Origin of the sequence: Candidatus Pantoea rara, from assembly GCF_051136265.1 — a bacterium.
Taxonomy (GTDB): domain Bacteria; phylum Pseudomonadota; class Gammaproteobacteria; order Enterobacterales; family Enterobacteriaceae; genus Pantoea; species Pantoea rara.
This window is the reverse complement of record NZ_CP194942.1, coordinates 2,871,916-2,892,654: the sequence shown is the minus strand read 5'-3', so window position 1 is coordinate 2,892,654 and position 20,739 is coordinate 2,871,916. Positions and strand designations below refer to the sequence as shown.

The 20,739-nt window shown below is 53.1% G+C and carries 19 protein-coding genes; 9 read left to right on the top strand and 10 right to left on the bottom strand.

Going from position 1 to position 20,739, the window contains the following annotated elements; all coding sequences use genetic code 11:
- Nucleotides 1-110 precede the first annotated feature (110 nt).
- The 5 genes from asnB to nagB all read right to left on the bottom strand — a co-directional run bounded on the left by asnB (nt 111) and on the right by nagB (nt 6,119).
- On the bottom strand, nt 111-1,778 hold the full coding sequence (asnB, locus tag ACR8BF_RS13745) for an asparagine synthase B (protein ID WP_434745129.1): 1,668 nt from the start codon (nt 1,776-1,778) through the stop codon (nt 111-113).
- A 309-nt stretch (nt 1,779-2,087) separates the two neighbouring features.
- Nucleotides 2,088-2,840 carry an HAD-IIA family hydrolase gene (locus ACR8BF_RS13740; RefSeq protein ID WP_003852790.1) on the bottom strand — a complete coding sequence of 251 codons (753 nt, stop codon included), beginning with the start codon at nt 2,838-2,840 and terminating at the stop codon, nt 2,088-2,090.
- Between the two features lie 39 nt (nt 2,841-2,879).
- The gene (gene nagC, locus ACR8BF_RS13735; protein ID WP_434745128.1) at nt 2,880-4,100 is read right to left on the bottom strand and encodes a DNA-binding transcriptional regulator NagC; all 1,221 of its coding nucleotides are present in this window, start codon (nt 4,098-4,100) and stop codon (nt 2,880-2,882) included.
- 7 nt (nt 4,101-4,107) lie between these two features.
- Nucleotides 4,108-5,256, bottom strand: a complete 1,149-nt coding sequence (gene nagA, locus ACR8BF_RS13730; protein WP_434745127.1) for an N-acetylglucosamine-6-phosphate deacetylase — start codon at nt 5,254-5,256, stop codon at nt 4,108-4,110.
- Nucleotides 5,257-5,318: 62 nt separating this feature from the next.
- On the bottom strand, nt 5,319-6,119 hold the full coding sequence (gene nagB, locus ACR8BF_RS13725; RefSeq protein ID WP_013357120.1) for a glucosamine-6-phosphate deaminase: 801 nt from the start codon (nt 6,117-6,119) through the stop codon (nt 5,319-5,321).
- Nucleotides 6,120-6,446: 327 nt separating this feature from the next.
- Here nagB and nagE point away from each other — a divergent pair, with 327 nt between their 5' ends.
- From nagE to ACR8BF_RS13710, 3 genes are all read left to right on the top strand, one after another.
- Nucleotides 6,447-8,474, top strand: a complete 2,028-nt coding sequence (gene nagE / locus ACR8BF_RS13720; RefSeq protein WP_434745126.1) for an N-acetylglucosamine-specific PTS transporter subunit IIBC — start codon at nt 6,447-6,449, stop codon at nt 8,472-8,474.
- A gap of 154 nt (nt 8,475-8,628) precedes the next feature.
- Nucleotides 8,629-10,296, top strand: coding sequence for a glutamine--tRNA ligase (gene glnS / locus ACR8BF_RS13715; RefSeq protein ID WP_314985802.1), 1,668 nt, complete (start codon nt 8,629-8,631; stop codon nt 10,294-10,296).
- A gap of 234 nt (nt 10,297-10,530) precedes the next feature.
- Complete coding sequence (locus tag ACR8BF_RS13710) at nt 10,531-10,926, top strand: hypothetical protein (protein WP_090963002.1); 396 nt, start codon at nt 10,531-10,533, stop codon at nt 10,924-10,926.
- A 67-nt stretch (nt 10,927-10,993) separates the two neighbouring features.
- On the opposite strand, the gene fur is transcribed toward ACR8BF_RS13710, so the two are convergent.
- The 4 genes from fur to ybfF form a co-directional block, all read right to left on the bottom strand.
- Nucleotides 10,994-11,437 carry a ferric iron uptake transcriptional regulator gene (gene fur / locus ACR8BF_RS13705; RefSeq protein WP_003852805.1) on the bottom strand — a complete coding sequence of 148 codons (444 nt, stop codon included), beginning with the start codon at nt 11,435-11,437 and terminating at the stop codon, nt 10,994-10,996.
- A gap of 347 nt (nt 11,438-11,784) precedes the next feature.
- Nucleotides 11,785-12,315, bottom strand: a complete 531-nt coding sequence (gene fldA, locus ACR8BF_RS13700) for a flavodoxin FldA (protein ID WP_179896524.1) — start codon at nt 12,313-12,315, stop codon at nt 11,785-11,787.
- Between the two features lie 132 nt (nt 12,316-12,447).
- Nucleotides 12,448-12,723 carry a LexA regulated protein gene (ybfE, locus tag ACR8BF_RS13695; protein ID WP_003852811.1) on the bottom strand — a complete coding sequence of 92 codons (276 nt, stop codon included), beginning with the start codon at nt 12,721-12,723 and terminating at the stop codon, nt 12,448-12,450.
- A gap of 168 nt (nt 12,724-12,891) precedes the next feature.
- Nucleotides 12,892-13,656: an esterase gene (gene ybfF, locus ACR8BF_RS13690; RefSeq protein ID WP_434745125.1), complete on the bottom strand. Its 765-nt coding sequence runs from the start codon at nt 13,654-13,656 to the stop codon at nt 12,892-12,894.
- Between the two features lie 250 nt (nt 13,657-13,906).
- Between ybfF and seqA the strand changes: the two genes are divergently transcribed.
- Together seqA and pgm are read left to right on the top strand one after the other, a co-directional pair.
- Nucleotides 13,907-14,452 carry a replication initiation negative regulator SeqA gene (gene seqA / locus ACR8BF_RS13685; protein ID WP_179896520.1) on the top strand — a complete coding sequence of 182 codons (546 nt, stop codon included), beginning with the start codon at nt 13,907-13,909 and terminating at the stop codon, nt 14,450-14,452.
- Between the two features lie 27 nt (nt 14,453-14,479).
- The gene (pgm, locus tag ACR8BF_RS13680; protein ID WP_033731859.1) at nt 14,480-16,120 is read left to right on the top strand and encodes a phosphoglucomutase (alpha-D-glucose-1,6-bisphosphate-dependent); all 1,641 of its coding nucleotides are present in this window, start codon (nt 14,480-14,482) and stop codon (nt 16,118-16,120) included.
- 38 nt (nt 16,121-16,158) lie between these two features.
- Here the strand turns inward: pgm and kdpE are convergent, their stop codons facing one another.
- Nucleotides 16,159-16,833, bottom strand: coding sequence for a two-component system response regulator KdpE (gene kdpE, locus ACR8BF_RS13675; RefSeq protein WP_292990097.1), 675 nt, complete (start codon nt 16,831-16,833; stop codon nt 16,159-16,161).
- 257 nt (nt 16,834-17,090) lie between these two features.
- Between kdpE and ACR8BF_RS13670 the strand changes: the two genes are divergently transcribed.
- The 4 genes from ACR8BF_RS13670 to ACR8BF_RS13655 all read left to right on the top strand — a co-directional run bounded on the left by ACR8BF_RS13670 (nt 17,091) and on the right by ACR8BF_RS13655 (nt 20,601).
- Nucleotides 17,091-17,291, top strand: coding sequence for a DUF2517 family protein (locus tag ACR8BF_RS13670; RefSeq protein ID WP_090962986.1), 201 nt, complete (start codon nt 17,091-17,093; stop codon nt 17,289-17,291).
- Between the two features lie 154 nt (nt 17,292-17,445).
- On the top strand, nt 17,446-18,402 hold the full coding sequence (locus ACR8BF_RS13665; protein WP_434745124.1) for a YbgA family protein: 957 nt from the start codon (nt 17,446-17,448) through the stop codon (nt 18,400-18,402).
- Between the two features lie 12 nt (nt 18,403-18,414).
- Nucleotides 18,415-19,839, top strand: coding sequence for a deoxyribodipyrimidine photo-lyase (phrB, locus tag ACR8BF_RS13660; protein ID WP_179896514.1), 1,425 nt, complete (start codon nt 18,415-18,417; stop codon nt 19,837-19,839).
- Between the two features lie 18 nt (nt 19,840-19,857).
- Nucleotides 19,858-20,601, top strand: coding sequence for a type 2 GTP cyclohydrolase I (locus ACR8BF_RS13655; RefSeq protein WP_292990102.1), 744 nt, complete (start codon nt 19,858-19,860; stop codon nt 20,599-20,601).
- The last annotated feature ends 138 nt before the right edge of the window (nt 20,602-20,739 follow it).

Below are 20,739 nucleotides of genomic sequence, written 5' to 3'. Positions count from 1 at the left end.
GACTGGCTTATAACCAGCCTGGCGGTTTATTCGGCAATTTTTCAGTGAATACAACGCTAATCGTAAAAAAAATGGGCCGCAGCGACCCATTCTGGCTGCTCTCTGTCTGCTTATTTATAGGCTGACTGATGAACACCTACGGCACGTCCGGAAGGATCGTCCATGTTTTTAAACGCTTCATCCCACTCAATCGCTTTGGCAGAAGAACAGGCGACTGATGGACCGCCAGGCACACACTCTGCCGCGCTCGCTAACGGGAACAGCTCCTCGAAAATCTCACGATAGAGATAGGCTTCTTTCGAACCCGGCGTGTTGAACGGGAAGCGGAAGTGGGCGGTTGCCAGCTGCTGATCGCTGATTTGCTTCGCAGCGACTTCTTTCAATGAGTCGATCCAGCTGTAACCCACGCCATCAGAGAACTGCTCTTTCTGACGCCACGCCACGCTCTCTGGCAGGTAAGAGGAGAAACATTCACGCAGAATGTGCTTCTCCATTTTACCGTTGCTGCCACACATTTTGTCGGCCGGGTTGATGCGCATCGCCACATCCAGGAATTTTTTATCCAGGAAGGGTACGCGGGCTTCAACGCCCCAGGCAGACATCGCTTTGTTGGCACGGGCGCAGTCGAACATGTGCAACGCCTGAAGTTTACGCACGTTTTCTTCGTGGAACTCTTTGGCATTTGGCGCTTTATGGAAGTAAAGATAGCCACCGAACACTTCATCTGCGCCTTCGCCCGACAGCACCATCTTAATGCCCATCGCTTTGATTTTACGGGACATTAAGTACATCGGCGTAGAGGCGCGAATAGTGGTGACGTCATAGGTTTCAATGTGATAAATCACATCGCGAATCGCATCCAGTCCTTCCTGCACAGTGAAATGAATTTCGTGGTGCACGGTGCCCAGATGTTCCGCCACGGTTTTCGCCGCGTTTAAATCGGGTGAGCCTTCCAGTCCTACCGCGAAAGAGTGCAGCTGCGGCCACCAGGCATCACTTTTATCCTGATCTTCAACCCGCTTCGCCGCGAAACGCTTGGTCACGGCAGAAATGATGGAAGAGTCCAGACCGCCTGACAGCAACACGCCGTAAGGGACATCTGACATCAGGTGGCTTTTCACGGACTCTTCCAGGGCATGTTTCAGGCCAGCAGCGTCGGTGGTGTTGTGCTCAACGTTTTTGTATTCCATCCAGTCACGCTGCCAGTAACGATGAATTTCGCCATCGGTGCTGGAGAGGTAACTTCCCGGCGGGAACTCTTTGATGGAACGGCAGGCTGGCACCAGCGCTTTCATTTCTGAAGCAACAAACAGGTTGCCATGCTCATCATTACCCATATAGAGCGGGATGATGCCAATGTGGTCGCGACCAATCAGCCAGGTTTTTTTAACGGTGTCATAGAGGATAAAGGCGAACATGCCTTCCAGCTCGTCGAGGAAATCGACACCTTTCTCCTGGTAGAGCGCCAGAATGACTTCACAGTCAGAGCCGGTCTGGAATTCGTAGCGATCGCTGAGTTCAGCGCGCAGTGCCTGATGGTTGTAAATCTCGCCGTTAACCGCCAGTACGTGGGTGTGATCGGCGTTGTACAGTGGCTGGGCGCCATTGTTAACGTCAACAATTGAGAGGCGTTCATGCGCCAGAATAGCATGGTCATCCGCGAAGACGCCTGACCAGTCCGGGCCGCGATGACGCATTAAGCGTGAACATTCCAGCGCTTTTTTGCGCAGCTCAACAGGATCGGTTTTCAGATCCAGCACACCAAAAATTGAACACATAGCTGACTCCTGAGCTCACCTTACGGTGATGTTATCTTTTACGTTTGTCCGGCAGCCTGACGCTGCGTGATACATAAGAAAATGCGCTATTTAGTGCATTCAATGCAAGAGGAATCGTGATTTACTGATAAAAATATTGCTCTCATGGCAATAAAATTGAATAAACGATAATTTTAAGGTGCTTTTGTTGTTGGATCAGCAATAGAATGTGTTTTTTTGATTAAAAAAAAGACAGCAAAAGCAGGGAGAGCGGGGCATAAAAGGGGTGACGCATCACAGATTAGCCGGATGCGTCATAAGAGAAATGAATCAGAACAGGTCAATGTCAGCCACAGAAGGGTAGATCCAGTCCGGACGGAACGGCATGGCATCGATATCAGTCAGCGTCGAGACGCCGGACAGCACCAGCACCGTCTCCAGACCCGCCTGAAATCCAGCCAGAATATCGGTGCGCAGGTTGTCACCGACAATCACCGTCTCTTCCGAGTGAGCCTGCATCTTGTTCAGCGCGGCACGCATGATGTAGGGGCTGGGTTTGCCAACCACAAACGGGCGACGGCCAGAGATCTTCTCAATACCCGCACAGAGCGCGCCACAGGCGGGAATAAAACCGCGCGCATGCGTATCCGGGTTAGTGGCAATAAAGCGGGCGCCGTTAGCCACGAAGAAGGCCGCCTTATGCATCATGTCCCAGTTAAACGAGCGCGTCTCTCCGACGATGACAAAATCGGGATTCACATCGGTAATGGTAAAGCCCGCTTTGTAGAGTTCATGAATCAGTGCACCTTCGCCAATCACATAGGCCTTTTTGCCTTCCTGGCGGCGCAGGAAGTCGGCGGTGGCCATCGCGGAGGTATAGAAAACGGATTCAGGAACTTCTACGCCAGCCGAAGCAAAACGGTTAGCCAGATCCTGCTCGGTCTGCGAGGGATAGTTTGTCAGCACCACCAGCGGCATTTCTTTGGCCAGAATGCGCTGTAAAAACTCCTGCGCGCCGGGAACGGCCGTGTTGTCGTGCATCAGCACGCCATCGATATCACAAATTACGCTTTTAATGGTCATAGTCAGATCCGATGTGGCCCGCCACAGCAGCGGGTTAGCTTAGTCTTCAAGAAGATGTTGCAGCAGAATGCCGTTAAGCATGGCACGTTTAGCGAGCGCAAACGCGCCAATCGCAGAACGATGATCCAGGGCAGAACGCACCACCGGCAGATTTTTACGGAAAGCCTCTAAGGCCTGGGTATTGATGCAACCCTCAATTGCGGGCAGCAGTACTTTTTCTGCTTCTGTGATCTCACCCGCCAGCACCACTTTTTGTGGATTAAACAGGTTGATCGCAATCGCGATCGCTTTGCCGAGATAACGGCCCACATGCTCGACCACTTCACAGGCCAGTGCATCACCCTGATTGGCCGCTTTGCAGATGTGAGACATCTGGCAGGCCTCGAGCGTCAGCATGCTGGGATGGCCCTGACTTAGCAGATGTCGCACGCGATTTTCAATGGCGCCATTGGCGGCGATGGTTTCCAGGCAGCCAAAGTTGCCGCAATGACAGCGTTCGCCAAGCGGATCGACCTGAATATGGCCGATTTCACCGACGTTGCCGTTGCTGCCGAGAAAAATATGGCCGTTGGCAATAATGCCGGCGCCGGTGCCACGGTGTAAACGCACCAGGATTGAGTCAGCACAATCACGGCTTGCACCGAAGTAGTGCTCGGCCAGCGCCAGGCTGCGAATATCGTGGCCGACAAAACTGGTGACGTTAAAACGTTTTTTCAGGCTGGCGACGAGCGGCCAGTGGCTGACAGAGATGTGCGGCATATAGCGGATCACGCCGTTTATCGGATCGACCAGCCCTGGCAGAATCACGGAAATCGCGATCAGCTCACGTATCTTGCGCTGGTGCTGCTCAATGAAGCCGCTGATGGCGTTAAACAGCGCATGTTCCAGCGTCTCCTGGGTACGTTCCGGCAGCGCATAATCTTCCTGTGCCAGCGATTTACCGCTGAGGTCGAACAGGGTCAGGGTGGCATCATTGCGGCCGAGGCGAACCCCGATGGTATGGAAATGGCGGGTTTCAGTGATAATCGAGATAGCGCGGCGACCACCGGTAGACGCCTGCTGGTCTACCTCTTTAATCAGACCGCGCTCAATTAACTGGCGGGTAATTTTGGTGACGCTGGCGGGCGCGAGCTGGCTAAGTTCGGCAATCTGAATGCGCGATATCGGTCCCTGTTGATCAATCAGCCGGTAAACCGCTGCGCTATTGAGTTGCTTAACAAGATCGACATTTCCTATTTGTGACTGGCCGCCAGTGGTCATTCAGTGCTTACTCGCTCAGGACGTCGTCTCCATTGACAAACGTCTTAATGATTTTAAAGTCGCGCGTAAACACAGTCAGGTTCGCGATTTTTCCTGCTTCGATCGAGCCTAACTGCCTTTCCACGCCCATCGCCCGTGCCGGGTAGAGTGATGCCATGCGTAACGCTTCGTCCAGTGCGATACCTGCATGCTCGACGCTGTTTTGTACCGCTTCAATCATCGTCAGGGCAGAACCACTTAATGTGCCGTTTTCATCGACACAGAGCCCATCGCGATAATAGATTGTTTTTCCTGCAAAAATAAACTCGTTAATGTCAGCGCCAGCGGGTGCAGTGGCATCCGTTACCAGTATCAGCCTGTCGCCTTTAATGCGTTTTGCATTCCGTACGTTAGCGTAATGTACATGTAAACCATCCGCAATAATGCCGCAGTATACATCAGGCGAATCAAACAGCGCACCGATAAGCCCCGGTTCACGTCCGGCAAACACCGGCATGGCATTATAGAGGTGGGTCGCGAAACTCACGCCAGCAGAAAAGCCCGCTTTCGCCTCTTCATAAGTCGCATTTGAATGACCCGCTGAGACGATGATCCCGGCTTCAGTCAGCTGACGAATGACTTCACTGCCAGCGTTTTCTGGTGCCAGGGTGACTTTGGTGATGACGTCGGCGTTGTCACAGAGGTACTGCACCATCGCCGCATCTGGCAGGCGAATAAGCGCTGGATCGTGGGTGCCTTTTTTCGCCTTGTTCAGCCATGGCCCTTCCAGATGCAGGCCCAGCGCCTGATGCTGATGCTTCTGTAGGTAAGCGCGCATGGTTTCAATCGCCCGCTTCATCAGGGCATCGCTACTGGTGATCAGCGTCGGTAAAAAGCTGGTGCAGCCAGACTTTTCATTGGCGCGTTGCATCGTTTCCAGCGTCTCAATACTAAGCGCATCCAGGCTGTCATTGAACTGCACGCCTCCACAGCCATTGAGCTGGAGATCGATAAAGCCGGGCGCAATAATCGCACCCGCCACATCTCGTTGTTCAATATCGGCAGGCAGCGATTCACGCGGGCAGACGCGCGCAATGTGCCCGTCAGCTATCACAACGGCGTGATTATCCAGAACCTCATGGCCGCTGTAGATTCGACCGTTTACTAATGCGTACATCTCTCTTCTCCCGTCCTGGCCTGCTGTCACTCAGCGTAACAGCAGGGCATGACAATGTTCTGTTACACGCCTTTCATATTTTCCGCTTCCATTTCGCGGAAATATTTCACGGTTTTCACTTTCAGTTCCATGGTGGCTGGCTCATCACAGACCACGACCGATTTCGCATGCAGCTGCAGGCAGCTGATGGTCCACATATGATTCACGTTGCCTTCCACCGCCGCCTGTAATGCCTGCGCTTTGACATGGCCGGTAACCAGAATCATCACTTCCTCTGCATCCAGCAGCGTGCCGACGCCGACCGTCAGCGCATATTTAGGTACCTGATCAACGTCGCCGTTAAAGAAGCGAGAGTTTGCCACGCGGGTGTCATGGGTCAGGGTTTTAATGCGGGTACGCGAAGCCAGTGAAGAAGCCGGTTCGTTAAAGGCGATATGACCGTCATTGCCGACACCGCCCATAAACAGGTGAATTTTACCCAGTGCGCGAATTTTCTCTTCGTACTGACGACATTCTGCGTCAATATCGGGCGCATTACCATTCAGCAGATTGATATTTTCCGGTTGAATATCAACGTGATCGAAGAAGTTACGATACATGAAGCTATGATAGCTTTCCGGATGCTCTTTTGGCAGGCCAACATATTCGTCCATATTGAAGGTTACGACATGTTTGAAACTGACCTGGCCCGCTTTGTGCATATCAATCAGGTGTTTGTATGCTTCCAGTGGCGTGCCGCCGGTAGGCAGACCCAGAACAAAAGGCCTGTCCGCCGTCGGGTTAAACGCATTGATGCGGTTGACAATATGGCGGGCGGCCCATTTACCTACCTGGGTTGGCGTCGCTAAAGGAATCAGTCTCATGTTTCACCTCATTAGAAAATGGAAAGGGGATCGCTAAACCGCTGCGTCTGTCATCAGCCTGAGCAGATTGTCTATTCTCGCTACGGGCGGCGCGTAATTCAATATTTCGGATCATAAAATAAGTTAGGTGTCATAGCCAGATGTTGCCGTATGAAACGATGTTTTTTAGTGATAAAAATCACAGTTACACTGGTTTTAATTTGCGAGGCGAATTAATTTATCATTACACTTCGCTGCGTGATATCAAGTGTATTAACGATCTTTGCAGCTGACATAACAACTTTAAGCGGCGCAAAGCGACTAGTCAGGCTCATAGGGGGAAGGGATATGTTAGGTTACTTACAAAAGGTGGGGCGCGCACTAATGGTGCCGGTAGCAACCCTGCCAGCAGCAGCAATATTGATGGGGGTAGGTTACTGGATTGATCACGACAGCTGGGGTGCCGGCAATGCGCTGGCTGCGTTACTGATCAAGTCCGGTTCTGCCATCATTGAAAACATGTCGGTGCTGTTTGCGATTGGTGTCGCGTATGGCATGTCGAAAGATAAAGATGGTGCGGCAGCCCTGACCGGCTTTGTCGGATTCCTGGTGGTCACCACGCTCTGCTCACCGGCTGCGGTGGCGATGATACAGAAGATGCCGGTTGACCAGGTGCCTGTGGCGTTTGGCAAAATTAATAACCAGTTTGTCGGTATTCTGGTCGGTATCCTGTCAGCGGAGGTCTATAACCGCTTCAGCCACGTCGAGCTGCCGAAAGCACTCTCCTTCTTCAGCGGACGACGACTGGTGCCGATTCTGGTCTCGTTCCTGATGATCCTGGTCGCCTTTATCCTGATGTATATCTGGCCGGTAATCTTTAACGGGCTGGTTAACTTCGGTGAACATATCCAGAAACTTGGCTCTGCCGGTGCCGGTATCTACGCCTTCTTCAACCGTCTGCTGATTCCGGTCGGTCTGCATCACGCCCTGAACTCGGTGTTCTGGTTTGACGTTGCGGGCATTAATGACATTCCTAAATTCCTGGGCGGTGCGCAGTCACTGGCAAATGGAACCGCAACCGTGGGCATTACCGGCCGTTACCAGGCGGGCTTCTTCCCGATTATGATGTTTGGTCTGCCGGGTGCGGCGCTGGCCATCTACCACTGTGCGCGTCCTGAGAACCGCGTCAAAGTCGGCAGTATTATGCTGGCTGCTGCGTTTGCGGCCTTCTTTACGGGTATCACCGAACCACTGGAGTTCTCCTTCATGTTCGTGGCGCCTGTGCTCTATCTGATCCACGCCGTCCTGACCGGTATTTCTGTCTTCATCGCCGCCAGCATGCACTGGATTGCCGGATTTGGTTTCAGCGCCGGGCTGGTGGATATGGTGCTGTCGACCCGTAATCCATTGGCCACACACTGGTACATGCTGATTCCGCAGGGTCTGGTCTTCTTCGTTATCTACTACGTGGTGTTCCGCTTCACTATCAAAAAATTCAACCTGATGACGCCGGGCCGCGAGCTGGCGGTTGCCGGTGATGAAAGCGATGGCTATGACGTCAACGTGGATAAAACGGATAATGGTGAAACCGCCACTGAATCACTGGCGCGCCGTTATATTGGTGCGGTGGGTGGTTCAGCGAACTTAACCAGCATCGATGCCTGTATCACCCGTCTGCGTCTTAATGTGACTGATTCCGCTCAGGTTAATGAGGCTGTGGCGAAGCGTCTTGGTGCATCCGGTGTGATTCGTCTTAACAAACAGAGCGTGCAGATCATCGTGGGCACCCAGGCAGAAAGCATCGCCTCGGCCATGAAAAAAGTGCTGACCAAAGGTCCGGTTGCTGCAGCGGCTACCAGCAGCACACCCGCTGAGCCGGACGTGAAACCGCAGGCAGTACTGAACAGTGAGAAACGTGTCATCGCAACCCTGCTGGCACCGGTAACGGGCGAAGTGGTTGCGCTGGAGGATGTACCGGATGAAGCCTTCGCCAGCAAAGCGGTGGGTGACGGTCTGGCGATCAAACCCAGCGACAAATGGGTCGTGGCACCGATAGCGGGTACGCTGGTTAAAATCTTCAACACCAATCACGCCTTCTGTCTGGAAACGGACAACGGCGTAGAGATTGTGGTGCATATGGGACTGGATACCGTGGCGCTGGAAGGTAAAGGCTTTACCCGCCTGGTTGAAGAGGGGGCCACTGTGGTTGCCGGTCAGCCTGTACTGGAAATGGACCTTGAATTCCTGAATGCGAACGCCCGTTCAATGGTGAGTCCGGTCGTGGTCAGCAACAGCGATGATTTCGCAGGGCTGACGTTACTGGCCCGCGGCCAGGTGGTGGCAGGTGAAACCCCGCTGTATGAAGTGAAAGGCTAATCCCCCCGCAACAGAACCCCACAGGCAGGAAGCGATTCCTGCCTTTTTTGTTTTAAAGGCTTAACAAACGGTTGTTTCCCTCAGACGCTTTGTGGATCATACTCCGTTACTTCATGGTACAAATCACCCGTTATTCGTATTGAGGATTTTTGAGATGAGTGAGGCTGAAGCCCGCCCAACTAACTTTATTCGTCAGATCATTGACGAAGATTTGGCGAGCGGTAAGCACAGCAGCGTGCATACCCGTTTCCCGCCAGAGCCCAATGGCTATCTGCATATTGGTCATGCGAAATCGATCTGTCTGAATTTTGGCATCGCCCAGGATTATCAGGGGCAATGCAACCTGCGTTTCGACGATACCAATCCGGTTAAAGAGGATCTGGAATTTGTCGAATCCATCAAGCGTGACGTCCAGTGGCTGGGTTTTGAGTGGAGCGGTGAGGTCTGTTACTCATCAAACTATTTTGATCAGCTTTATCACTATGCTGTCGAGCTGATTTCCAAAGGTCTGGCCTACGTTGATGAACTGAGCCCGGATCAGATTCGCGAATATCGCGGCACCCTGAAAGAGGCTGGCAAAAACAGCCCTTATCGCGATCGCAGCGTGGAAGAAAACCTGGCGCTGTTTGAGAAGATGCGTAACGGTGAGTTTGCCGAGGGCACTGCCTGTCTGCGCGCTAAAATCGACATGGCCTCTACTTTCATCGTGATGCGCGATCCGGTGCTTTACCGCATCAAGTTCGCGGAACACCACCAGACGGGCAACAAGTGGTGCATCTATCCGATGTATGACTTTACCCACTGCATCTCCGATGCGCTGGAAGGCATTACACACTCGCTGTGTACGCTGGAGTTCCAGGACAACCGCCGTCTTTATGACTGGGTACTGGATAACATCACGATTCCGGTTCATCCGCGCCAGTACGAGTTCTCGCGTCTGAATCTGGAGTATGCGGTGATGTCAAAACGCAAACTCACTCAGCTGGTGACCGAGAAGCACGTTGAAGGCTGGGACGATCCGCGCATGCTGACCGTTTCAGGTCTGCGTCGTCGTGGTTATACCGCGGCTTCTATCCGCGAGTTCTGCCGTCGTATTGGCGTGACCAAACAGGATAACATTGTGGAGATGGCCTCGCTGGAGTCCTGTATCCGTGATGACCTGAATGAGAATGCGCCACGCGCCATGGCGGTGCTGGATCCGCTTAAAGTCGTGATCGAAAACCTGCCAGCCGGCCACAGCGAAATCATCACCATGCCAAATCATCCGGGCAAGCCTGAGATGGGCACGCGTGAAGTGCCGTTCAGCCGTGAAATCTGGATTGATCGTGCAGATTTCCGTGAAGAGGCGAATAAGCAGTATAAGCGTCTGGTACTGGGCAAAGAAGTTCGCCTGCGCAACGCCTATGTGATTCGCGCTGAGCGGGTCGCTAAAGATGAAGCGGGTAACATTACCTGTATCTATTGCACCAGCGATGTTGATACGCTCAGTAAAGATCCAGCGGATGGCCGCAAGGTCAAAGGGGTGATTCACTGGGTGTCTGCCGATCACGCGCAGCCTGCTGAGTTCCGTCTGTATGACCGTCTGTTCAGCGTGCCGAATCCGGGCGCGGCAGAGGACTTCCTGGCGGTGATCAACCCTGAGTCACTGGCGATCAAACAGGGTTTTGTTGAACCCGGCCTGCGCGATGTGGAACCGACTACACCGTTCCAGTTTGAGCGTGAAGGTTATTTCTGCGCTGACAGCGTTTACTCTAAACCGTCGCAGCTGGTGTTTAACCGCACCGTCGGTCTTCGTGATACCTGGACGAAAACCGGCGAATAATTTTTTGTGGCTGACCTCATAAAATGACTCAAGGGCGATTTATCGCCCTTTTTTATTGCCCCGATTTTTACCATTGCCGACGTTTGTTCTGCATTAACTGCAACTGGTTAAATGCCGCAGTGTGAGAGAAATCTGAGTTTAAAAAAATTAATCAATTTACAGATGTGAATTATCCGCTTTCAGGTAGGCTATTCGCTCTCAGAGGTTGCACAGCGGGTTACAGAAGGAAAAAAAATGACCGTTCTCGCCCAGGAAGCCAGAAACAGTGTTGTCGTTTTACATCAGCTCATTGAACGTATTTTTAATCAGCCTGCCGGATCTGACGACAGTTTTGAGCTGTTGATGTCCTATTTTCATCCTGACTTCCGCATGGTGACCCCGAAGGGCAAAGAGTACAATCTGAACGAAGTTGAAGATCTTTTCCGACAGTTGCAGGGGCAACGGGAAGGGATGCGCATTGCCACATGCGAACATGTGATCCTCTCTCATCATGATAAAGAGATCACCGTACAATATCGCGAAATGCAGATGATGAATGGCAATAACCATAGCCGCATCTCGCTGGCGATACTGGATTGCAGCAGCTCAATTCCGCGCTGGCGTTATTTGCAGGAGACGCTGGTTGCCTGATGCGTTACAGCAGAAATCAGACGAAAAAAAACCGGTGAATTCACCGGTTTTTTAATTTCAGGCCGCATTACTGATCGTGCAGGGTTTCGTTTTCCCGGCAATCGCCCAGTGTGCAGTGTCCATAAAGATAGAGGCTGTGGTTAGTCAGCTTGATGCCATGGCGGGTCGCGATTTCACGCTGACGCGTTTCGATCGACTCATCGCTGAACTCAATAACCTTGCCGCAATCCAGGCAGATCAGGTGATCGTGGTGATGCTGCTGCGTCAGTTCAAAGACCGATTTACCGCCTTCAAAATTGTGGCGGGTAACAATACCGGCGTCATCGAACTGATTCAGAACACGGTAAACGGTAGCCAGGCCAATCTCTTCGCCGATATCAATCAGGCGTTTGTACAAATCTTCCGCACTGACGTGATGGCACTCAGGTTCCTGAAGCACTTCCAGAATTTTCAGTCTGGGCAGTGTCACTTTCAGGCCAGCCTTCTTTAATGCGGTGTTGTTGTCAGTCATGCGGATTTTGTCCTGTTACTAATATTCACTTTTGTGGCTTGTCGCCTTGAATGTCGATCTTCACTCATTCTCATTTGCGTCTCATTATAGAACTGAAGCGATGAAATGAAAACCAGTGGGCGTGCCAGAATCATCATGGGCTATTGGGGATAAGTCACCGGGCCGGGGAGGATTGTGGCAGATGTCTGTTTGTACATCGCTTAGTCTTGCCGCTAAGAGAATAAGCGGAAGATCGATGCGGGTATTCTACAGATTAAACGGAGAAAGTTAAAAAAATGTGGCTATTATTTCTATAGGAATTTCCATTGCCTCAATGTGAGCTGGCGCTCACATTGAGGCAGACGGGATCAGGCTTCGATAATCTCTTTCAATTGCAGTTCATCAAAGATCTGCTTAACCCATTGTTCTACACGCTGGTTAGTCAGTTCAGGCTGACGATCTTCGTCAATGGCCAGACCCAGGAAATGAGTATCATCGGCTAGCCCTTTTGATGCCTCAAAGTGATATCCGTCTGTTGGCCAGTGTCCGACGATTACCGCGCCGTGTGGCTCAATGATGTCGCGAATAGTGCCCATCGCATCACAGAAATATTCTGCGTAATCTTCCTGATCGCCACAGCCAAAAAGCGCAACCAGCTTGCCGTTGAAATCGATCTCTTCCAGCGTCGGGAAAAAGTCATCCCAGTCGCACTGCGCTTCGCCGTAGTACCAGGTCGGAATGCCCAGCAGCAGGATATCAAACGCTTCCAGATCTTCTTTTGTGCTTTTCGCGATGTCATGCACTTCTGCAACGTCAGTACCCAGCTGTTTCTGGATCATTTTTGCAATATTTTCGGTATTGCCGGTATCGCTGCCAAAGAAGATGCCTACGAGTGCCATGAGTAAAATAACCTCTTAAATCCTGATGATGAGATGTGTGCCGCAGCACATTTCAGCGAATAATAGCAGACGAGAGAAAACCGGTGAACGGTTAAAGCCCCGACATTTGCTCCTGCGTGCGATTTGCGCACATCAATCCAGTTTGAGCTGCGCCAGCAGCATCTGTTCAATGAGTTCGCTGCGACTGAGATTACGCTGTTCTGCCAGCGTATTGAGTGCATCGACGGCTTCACTGTTCATTTTCAGTTCGACACGACGAAGTCCGCGTCCTTTGTCACGTTTAAGCTGATTGCGCTTGTTGATGCGCAGCTGTTCATCACGCGACAGCGGACTGGTTTTGGGTCGACCAGGGCGGCGCTCATCAGCAAAGAGATCGAGCGTCGTGCGGTCAGTCTGTTCTTTTGCCATGGCTTAGTAAAACTGAATGGGGGCGGGCGCCAGACACTCACCGCGCAGATTATAAATTAATGGCTATTGCCACAGCAAAACTGACTCGCGGCAAAATTTTAGCGCGCCATCATACTTCACGCGTACTCCTGACGCCAATCCTAAACTTTTGCCGCCATCTGATTGCTTTTAAAGCGCAAAAAAGCGACGAACAGTGCGCAAAACGGCATCGGGTTTCTCTGCGTGAACCCAGTGTCCCGCACCGCCGATCACATGGGCCTGAGCCGCCGGAAATTGCTGCAGCAACGCATCGCGATAGCGGTTATCCAGATAGCTGGAGTCGCCGCCGCGAATGAAGAGTGCAGGATGATTCCAGGCAGGCACCGTCTGCCAGCCAGAAATCGTAGTGTAGTTATCCCACAGCACCGGCACGTTGAATCGCCACTCGCCCTCCTGAAACGACTTCAACAGGAACTGAATTACGCCTTCTTCATCAATCACCGTGCGCATAATGCGGGCCGCCTCGCTGCGGGAAGAAACGCCCGCATCCGTCACGGCACGAATACCTGCAAATATCTGGTCATGGCGGCGGGTCTGGTAGTCCACCGGGGCGATATCAATCATCACCAGTCGCTCAATGCGGTCCGGTACAAGCGCGCTCATGGTCATGGCGATTTTACCGCCCATCGAGTGGCCGATCACCGCGACACGCTCAATGCCGTGTGCATCCAGCGTATCGACCATATCCTGCGCCATTACAGCGTAGTTCATCTCGTCAGAGCGGGGTGAGAGTCCGTGGTTGCGGACATCAACCTGCAGCAGAGGACCGGCATCTTTCAGGCCGCGTGCCAGCACGCCAAGGTTATCCAGACTGCCAAACAGGCCGTGAATTAACAGGATGGGCAGGGAATCCGCAGAGGATTGTTCAGTTTGCAGACGGGCGTTCAAAATCATAGCAAAGTTCTTAAGTTTGAGACCTGAGCTTAGGTTATCATGGTTTCACCTTTTCAGGCGCGCTGGTTCCGGCGGCATTAGGACATATTCTGACTTTTGCCCGTAAACCGTTTGATTGCTAACAACCCGCCTGAATTTAACTTTATAATCCTGATGTTAGAACCCACACATCCTTTGAATTGCCTGACTATACTCAGATCTTTTCAGGAAACAGGTGGTTCTGTCATGAGAAAGAACCGTACGGAATAAGATGAAAACGATCGAAGTTGACGAAGAGCTCTACCGTTATATTGCCAGCCACACGCAACACATTGGTGAAAGCGCATCCGACATTCTGCGTCGTATGCTGAAATTCACGGCCGGTCAGACTGCACCCGCTTCGCCTGTACAGCCAGCGTCAAAAGAGGCAGCGAAAGAGTCCCAGGTTTCTGTGGGTTCGCGCCCGCAGGACCGTGTCCGCGCGGTGCGTGAGTTGCTGCTCTCCGATGAATATGCGGAGCAGAAGCGGGCGGTGAATCGCTTTATGCTTATCTTGTCAACGCTCTATCGTCTTGATACCGCAGCCTTTGCTGAGGCTACTGCATCGCTGCAGGGCCGTACCCGCGTCTATTTTGCAGGTGATGAGCATACGCTGTTGCAAAATGGCACCCATACTAAGCCGAAGCATGTACCCGGCACCCCGTACTGGGTGATCACCAACACCAATACTGGTCGTAAATGCAGCATGGTCGAACACATCATGCTCTCGATGCAGTTCCCTGCGGAACTGACCGAGAAAGTTTGCGGCACCATTTAAAAACTTAAGCGTCAGGGAGCAGCGCCAATGGCCAATCACCCACGTGCCGGGCAACCCGCCCAGCAGAGCGATTTGATTAACGTTGCACAATTAACGTCACAATATTATGTCCTGCAGCCCGATGTGGCGAACCCGGAACATGCGGTGAAATTTGGCACCTCTGGCCATCGCGGCAGTGCAGGGCGTCAAAGCTTCAACGAGATGCACATTCTGGCGATCGCTCAGGCAATTGCCGAAGAGCGTAAAAAGAACGGCATCACCGGGCCGTGCTACGTCGGTAAAGACACTCATGCGCTGTCAGAGCCGGCTATCCTGTCGGTACTGGAAGTGCTTGCGGCGAACGGCGTTGATGTGATTGTGCAGCAGGACAATGGCTATACGCCGACCCCTGCGATCTCAAATGCTATTCTTGAGCACAACAAAGCGGGTGGCCCGCTGGCTGACGGCATCGTCATCACGCCATCGCACAACCCACCGGAAGATGGCGGCATCAAGTACAACCCACCTAACGGCGGGCCGGCTGATACCAATGTCACCAAAGTGGTGGAAGATCGCGCCAACCAGCTGATCAAAGATGGGCTGAAAGAGGTTAAGCGTCTGCCACTGGAACAGGCTATGGCCAGCGGTCACGTGGTCGAGAAAGATCTGATCCAGCCTTACGTTGAAGGTCTGGCAGAAATCATCGACTTCCCGGCAATTCAGAAAGCAGGCCTGAAGCTGGGTGTTGATCCCCTTGGCGGCTCTGGTATTGCTTACTGGCAGCGTATTGCTGAGCACTACAAGCTGGATCTGACGCTGGTGAATGACGCGGTCGATCAGACCTTCCGCTTTATGCATCTGGATAAAGATGGCGTGGTGCGTATGGACTGCTCATCTGAAAGTGCAATGGCAGGCCTGCTGGCCTACCGTGACAAGTTTGATCTGGCGTTCGGTAACGATCCCGATTATGACCGTCACGGCATTGTGACTCCAGCAGGTCTGATGAATCCGAACCACTATCTGGCGGTTGCAATCAACTATCTGTTCCAGCATCGTCCACAGTGGGGCCAGGATGTTGCCGTGGGTAAAACCCTGGTCTCCAGCGCCATGATTGACCGTGTGGTCAACGACATTGGTCGCAAGCTGGTGGAAGTGCCGGTTGGTTTCAAATGGTTTGTTGATGGTCTGTATGACGGCAGCTTCGGTTTCGGCGGCGAAGAGAGCGCGGGTGCTTCATTCCTGCGCTTCGACGGTACGCCGTGGTCAACGGACAAAGACGGCATCATCATGTGTCTGCTGGCGGCTGAAATTACTGCCGTAACCGGTAAAAATCCGCAGCAGCACTATGACGAGCTGGCCGCACGCTTTGGCGCACCAAGCTATAACCGTCTGCAGGCATCAGCCACTTCAGCGCAGAAAGCTGCGTTGTCGAAGCTGTCACCAGAGATGGTGAGCGCGGATACGCTGGCGGGTGATCCCATCACCGCGCGTCTGACGGCCGCGCCAGGTAACGGTGCTTCTATCGGCGGTCTGAAAGTAATGACGGAGAATGGCTGGTTTGCTGCCCGTCCTTCAGGCACCGAAGACGCCTACAAAATCTACTGTGAAAGCTTCCTGGGCGCAGAACACCGCGCGCAGATTGAGAAAGAAGCTGTAGAGATTGTCAGCGAAGTGCTGAAAAACGCCTGATAAGTCAGGATGAGAAAAGGCGCCTCTGGCGCCTTTTTTTATGGCATAAAACGGTAGCCGATACCGGTTTCGGTCAGCAGATGGGCCGGTTGGGTCGGATTCGCTTCCAGCTTCTGGCGCAGATGCCCCATATAAATCCGCAAATAGTGGCTGTGCTCCACCGCATTGGGCCCCCAGACCTGGCTCAGCAGCTGTCGCTGCGTCAGCACCTTTCCGGCATTGTTAAGCAGAATACTCAACAGACGAAACTCTATCGGGGTGAGATGAATCTCGCTGCCGCCGCGCTGTACGCGTCGTGCGGCGAAATCGACGCTGACGTCGGCAAAATGAATTCTGGCGTCAGGCTGCTGACCACTATGACGGCGCAGTGCCACCCGTACGCGCGCCAGCAGTTCGCCAATGCCAAAGGGTTTAGTGAGATAGTCATCGGCTCCAGCATCCAGCGCGGCAATCTTATCCTGCTCGTCGCTGCGCGCCGACAACACAATGACCGGGATAGCGCTCCACTGGCGCAGGTCACGGATAAAATCGGTCCCATCTCCATCCGGCAGACCAAGATCGAGGATCACTAAGTCGGGCTTGCGGGTCGCTGCTTCAATCAGTCCGCGCTGCAGTGTATCGGCATCAAACACCTTCAGATCTTCATTTTCCAGCGCCAGCCGGACAAAGCGGCGGATCTCTTTTTCATCTTCAACGATCAAAACCGTGGTCACGCAATACCTGCCTTGGAGGAGGGCCGAAATGCCATTTTATCAATATTACAGGTTGCCGTCCGCGTGCTTCACCTTTTAGATGCTCCAACCTTAGTGTAACCAGACGATAACTTATATGTAACTTAATTACAGGTTAATTCTTAAACAGTGTAAATAGCGGCAAAAGAGTGGTCAGATGAGTAGTAAAATTACACAACCTGGCGTAAAGTCAGACACAGATCACATTCGAACATTTTATCTTACCGGGAGGAGAAACCATGTATCAGGCTTATCCACGTTACAAAATTATCGCACGCCGTACGCTGGTGGTTCTTCTCGGCGTTCTGGCACTGCCTGTCATGTTGTTCCGACAGGATCGGGCGCGTTTCTACAGTTATCTGCACCGCGTCTGGTGTAAGACCAGCGCGAAGCCGGTCTGGCTGGCGCAGTCTGAAGCCGGTGGCGGCGCGTTCTGGTAATTTGCCCTGCTGCAAAACAGGCCTGGTCAACCGACCGGGCTTTTTTTTGCGATTTTTCTGAGAATAAGCTGATCGGAACCGCGTTTTAAACCTTTTTTCCTGACCATTTTGCGCTACACTTAAACCTCTACAAGATTTCGGAGGTTGTACAAGTATGAGCAAAAAAATCCCCGTTGGAATCAGTGCCTGCCTGCTCGGCGACCGCGTCAGATTTGATGGTGGGCATAAGCGTCTTACTTTTGCGACCGACGATCTTACCCCATTTGTCCACTTTGAGCCGATCTGCCCGGAAATGGCGATTGGTCTGCCCACACCACGCCCGGCTTTACGACTGGTAAAACAGGGTGATGACGAGCTGCATCTCTGCTTCAGTAAAGATGGCGGAGAGGAGGTCACCACGCAGATGCGTGACTGGTCCGGCGGGCGGGTAAAATCGCTCCATCATCTCTGTGGCTATATTCTGTGTGCCAAATCTCCCAGCTGCGGCATGGAGCGTGTGCGGGTCTACGAGCCGGACAACAACAATAACCGTAAAGTGGGCACCGGCATTTTTGCTGAATTTCTGCAGCGCGAAATGCCCTGGCTGCCACTGGAAGAAGACGGGCGCCTGCACGATCCTGCCCTGCGTGAGAACTTCATTGGCCGCATTTGTGCGCTGCATGAGTTTAATCAGATGTGGGAAAACGGCCTGACCCGTCAGGGGCTGATTGCTTTTCACAGCCGCTACAAACTGATGATGCTGGCGCACTCACAGGAAAAATACCGCGAACTGGGACCGTTTGTCGCCTCAATGAGCGAGTGGGCGTCGCTGGAGGCCTTTGCCTTTGAGTATCGCAATCGAATGATGGAACTGATGTCACGTCCCGCCTCACGTCGTAATCACACCAATGTGCTGATGCATGTGCAGGGCTACTTCCGTTCGCATCTGAGCTCACCACAGCGCCAGGAGCTGGCAACCCTGATTGACCGCTATCGTCAGGGTACACAACCCTTGCTGGTGCCGATCACCATTCTCAAGCACTACATGGCCGAATACCCGCATCCGTGGCTGGCACAGCAACGTTATTTTGATCCCTATCCCGAAGCCTTGTGCTTACGCTATGGACAGTAATTCAGGAGGCGTATGACCACCCATCTGGTCTGGCTGCGTAACGATTTACGCATTAACGACAATCTTGCGCTACACGCCGCCTGCCGCGACAGCGAGGCAAAAGTGATTGCACTCTACCTTGCGACGCCGCAACAGTGGCAGCGGCATGATATGTCCCCAAAGCAGGCGGCGTTTATCCACGCCAGTCTGTTGCAGGTGCAGAGTGCGCTGGCTGAGCGGGGTATCGGGCTGCACTACCAGACATGTCATGCCTTCAGCGACAGTGTTGATGCGCTGATGCAGTTCTGTGCAGAGCAGCAGGTCGATCAGCTTTTCTACAATTACCAGTATGAAGTTAACGAGCGCCAGCGCGATGCGGAGGCTGAAAAGCGCCTCAATGAAGCGGGCGTGATTTGCCAGGGCTTTGATGACAGCCTGTTACTGCCGCCCGGCAGCGTGCAGAGCGGCGATCGCTCGATGTACAAAGTGTTTACGCCTTTCAGCAAGGCTTTCGTGCGCCGCTTACAGCAGGGACTGCCGGAGTGCGTGCCAGCACCGAAACCGCGTAAAGGTGCGCCGGTGAAAACCACCCCGATTCCTGCTTTTGACTATCCAGCCGAAGACTTTGATCAGGATCTGTTCCCGGCAGGCGAAACGGCTGCGCTGAAGCGGTTGCGCCATTTCGCCACTCAACCCATTCTTGACTATCCCGCAAAGCGTGACCTTCCGGCGCTCGACGCTACCAGCCGTCTGTCGATCTATCTGGCGACCGGCGTGCTTTCGCCCCGTCAGTGTCTGCATCGCGTGTTGCATGAACATCCCGATGCGCTGGATAACAGTCGCGCATTTACGTGGCTGAACGAGTTGATCTGGCGTGAGTTCTACCGCCATTTGCTGGTGGCTTATCCGGCGATGTGTCGGCATCAGCCGTTTATCGGCTGGACCCGTAATGTGGAATGGCAGCGTAACGACGCGCATTTCGATGCCTGGAAAGCGGGTAAAACCGGCTACCCGATTGTCGATGCCGCGATGCGTCAGATGAATGCGCTGGGCTGGATGCACAACCGCCTGCGCATGATCACCGCCAGTTTCCTGGTGAAAGATCTGCTGATTGACTGGCGCGAAGGTGAACGTTACTTCATGCAGCAGCTGATTGATGGTGACCTGGCCGCAAACAACGGCGGCTGGCAGTGGGCGGCATCGACTGGCACGGACTCGGCTCCCTATTTTCGTATCTTCAACCCGACGACGCAGGGCGAGCGTTTCGATGAAAAGGGCGATTTTATCCGTCACTATCTGCCGGAACTCGCCGACGTCCCTGACAGCGATATTCACCAGCCCCATGTCTGGGCAGAGAAGCATCATAAGAAACTCGATTATCCGGCACCAATCGTGGATCATAAGGTAGCCCGTAAAAAGACATTAGACGCCTTTGAGCGCGCCAAAAGCGCCGCCTGAGGCCTCGAAGGAGCCTGAATGAACCATTACGAATTAGAGACGCTGATCAACCAGCAACTCGACAGCCACAGCTTCAGTGATTACGCCCCCAACGGTTTGCAGGTGGAGGGACGGAGCGAAGTCAAAACAATTATCACTGGCGTGACAGCCTGCCAGGCCCTGCTGGATGAAGCGGTAGCACGTCAGGCCGATGCGATTATTGTCCATCATGGCTATTTCTGGAAAAGTGAACCGGCTGTCATTAAAGGCATGAAGCGCCGCCGTCTGCGGACCCTGCTGGCTAACGATATTAATCTTTATGGCTGGCACCTGCCGCTCGATGCGCATCCCGAATCAGGCAATAACGCCCAGCTGGCGAAACTACTGGATATCGACGTGCGTGGCGAAGTGATGCCGCTGGTGTTCTGGGGCGAGCTGGCTGAGCCGATTTCCGGCGAAGAGCTGGCCCGCCGAATCAGCGATCGTTTGGGACGTGAACCGCTGCATTGCGGTGACAATGCGCCGGCATTGATTCGTCGCATTGCCTGGTGCAGTGGGGGTGGGCAAGGCTTCATCGACCAGGCTGCCGCTGCGGGCGTCGATGCCTATATCACGGGTGAAGTCTCTGAACAGACCATTCACAGCGCACGCGAGCAGGGGCTGCATTTCTTTGCTGCAGGCCATCACGCGACCGAGCGCGGCGGCGTAAAAGCCCTGGGTGAGTGGCTGGCGCAGCACCACGATCTGGATGTGACCTTCATCGATATTCCTAATCCTGCCTGATCCCCTTCACAGGTCCTGCGCGCCTGCGCAGGACCTAAATCTGTTGACACATCCCCGTCACTTTCGCATAACTATTTGCTTTATGTAGATAAGCCATCGGCTGAACCGGGCATCCGGTCAGACGCGATCTTAACCAGG

What these genes read in the sequence shown, in the direction of transcription:
- ACR8BF_RS13670 (WP_090962986.1), top strand. Translation starts at nt 17,091, where the DNA reads ATGTATCAGGCTTATCCACGTTACAAAATTATCGCACGCCGTACGCTG.
- nagA (WP_434745127.1), bottom strand. Translation starts at nt 5,256, where the DNA reads ATGTACGCATTAGTAAACGGTCGAATCTACAGCGGCCATGAGGTTCTG.
- nagC (WP_434745128.1), bottom strand. Translation starts at nt 4,100, where the DNA reads ATGACCACTGGCGGCCAGTCACAAATAGGAAATGTCGATCTTGTTAAG.
- phrB (WP_179896514.1), top strand. Translation starts at nt 18,415, where the DNA reads ATGACCACCCATCTGGTCTGGCTGCGTAACGATTTACGCATTAACGAC.
- ACR8BF_RS13710 (WP_090963002.1), top strand. Translation starts at nt 10,531, where the DNA reads ATGACCGTTCTCGCCCAGGAAGCCAGAAACAGTGTTGTCGTTTTACAT.
- asnB (WP_434745129.1), bottom strand. Translation starts at nt 1,778, where the DNA reads ATGTGTTCAATTTTTGGTGTGCTGGATCTGAAAACCGATCCTGTTGAG.
- fldA (WP_179896524.1), bottom strand. Translation starts at nt 12,315, where the DNA reads ATGGCACTCGTAGGCATCTTCTTTGGCAGCGATACCGGCAATACCGAA.
- seqA (WP_179896520.1), top strand. Translation starts at nt 13,907, where the DNA reads ATGAAAACGATCGAAGTTGACGAAGAGCTCTACCGTTATATTGCCAGC.
- ACR8BF_RS13740 (WP_003852790.1), bottom strand. Translation starts at nt 2,840, where the DNA reads ATGACCATTAAAAGCGTAATTTGTGATATCGATGGCGTGCTGATGCAC.
- ACR8BF_RS13665 (WP_434745124.1), top strand. Translation starts at nt 17,446, where the DNA reads ATGAGCAAAAAAATCCCCGTTGGAATCAGTGCCTGCCTGCTCGGCGAC.
- pgm (WP_033731859.1), top strand. Translation starts at nt 14,480, where the DNA reads ATGGCCAATCACCCACGTGCCGGGCAACCCGCCCAGCAGAGCGATTTG.
- fur (WP_003852805.1), bottom strand. Translation starts at nt 11,437, where the DNA reads ATGACTGACAACAACACCGCATTAAAGAAGGCTGGCCTGAAAGTGACA.
- ACR8BF_RS13655 (WP_292990102.1), top strand. Translation starts at nt 19,858, where the DNA reads ATGAACCATTACGAATTAGAGACGCTGATCAACCAGCAACTCGACAGC.
- nagB (WP_013357120.1), bottom strand. Translation starts at nt 6,119, where the DNA reads ATGAGACTGATTCCTTTAGCGACGCCAACCCAGGTAGGTAAATGGGCC.
- ybfF (WP_434745125.1), bottom strand. Translation starts at nt 13,656, where the DNA reads ATGATTTTGAACGCCCGTCTGCAAACTGAACAATCCTCTGCGGATTCC.
- glnS (WP_314985802.1), top strand. Translation starts at nt 8,629, where the DNA reads ATGAGTGAGGCTGAAGCCCGCCCAACTAACTTTATTCGTCAGATCATT.
- ybfE (WP_003852811.1), bottom strand. Translation starts at nt 12,723, where the DNA reads ATGGCAAAAGAACAGACTGACCGCACGACGCTCGATCTCTTTGCTGAT.
- nagE (WP_434745126.1), top strand. Translation starts at nt 6,447, where the DNA reads ATGTTAGGTTACTTACAAAAGGTGGGGCGCGCACTAATGGTGCCGGTA.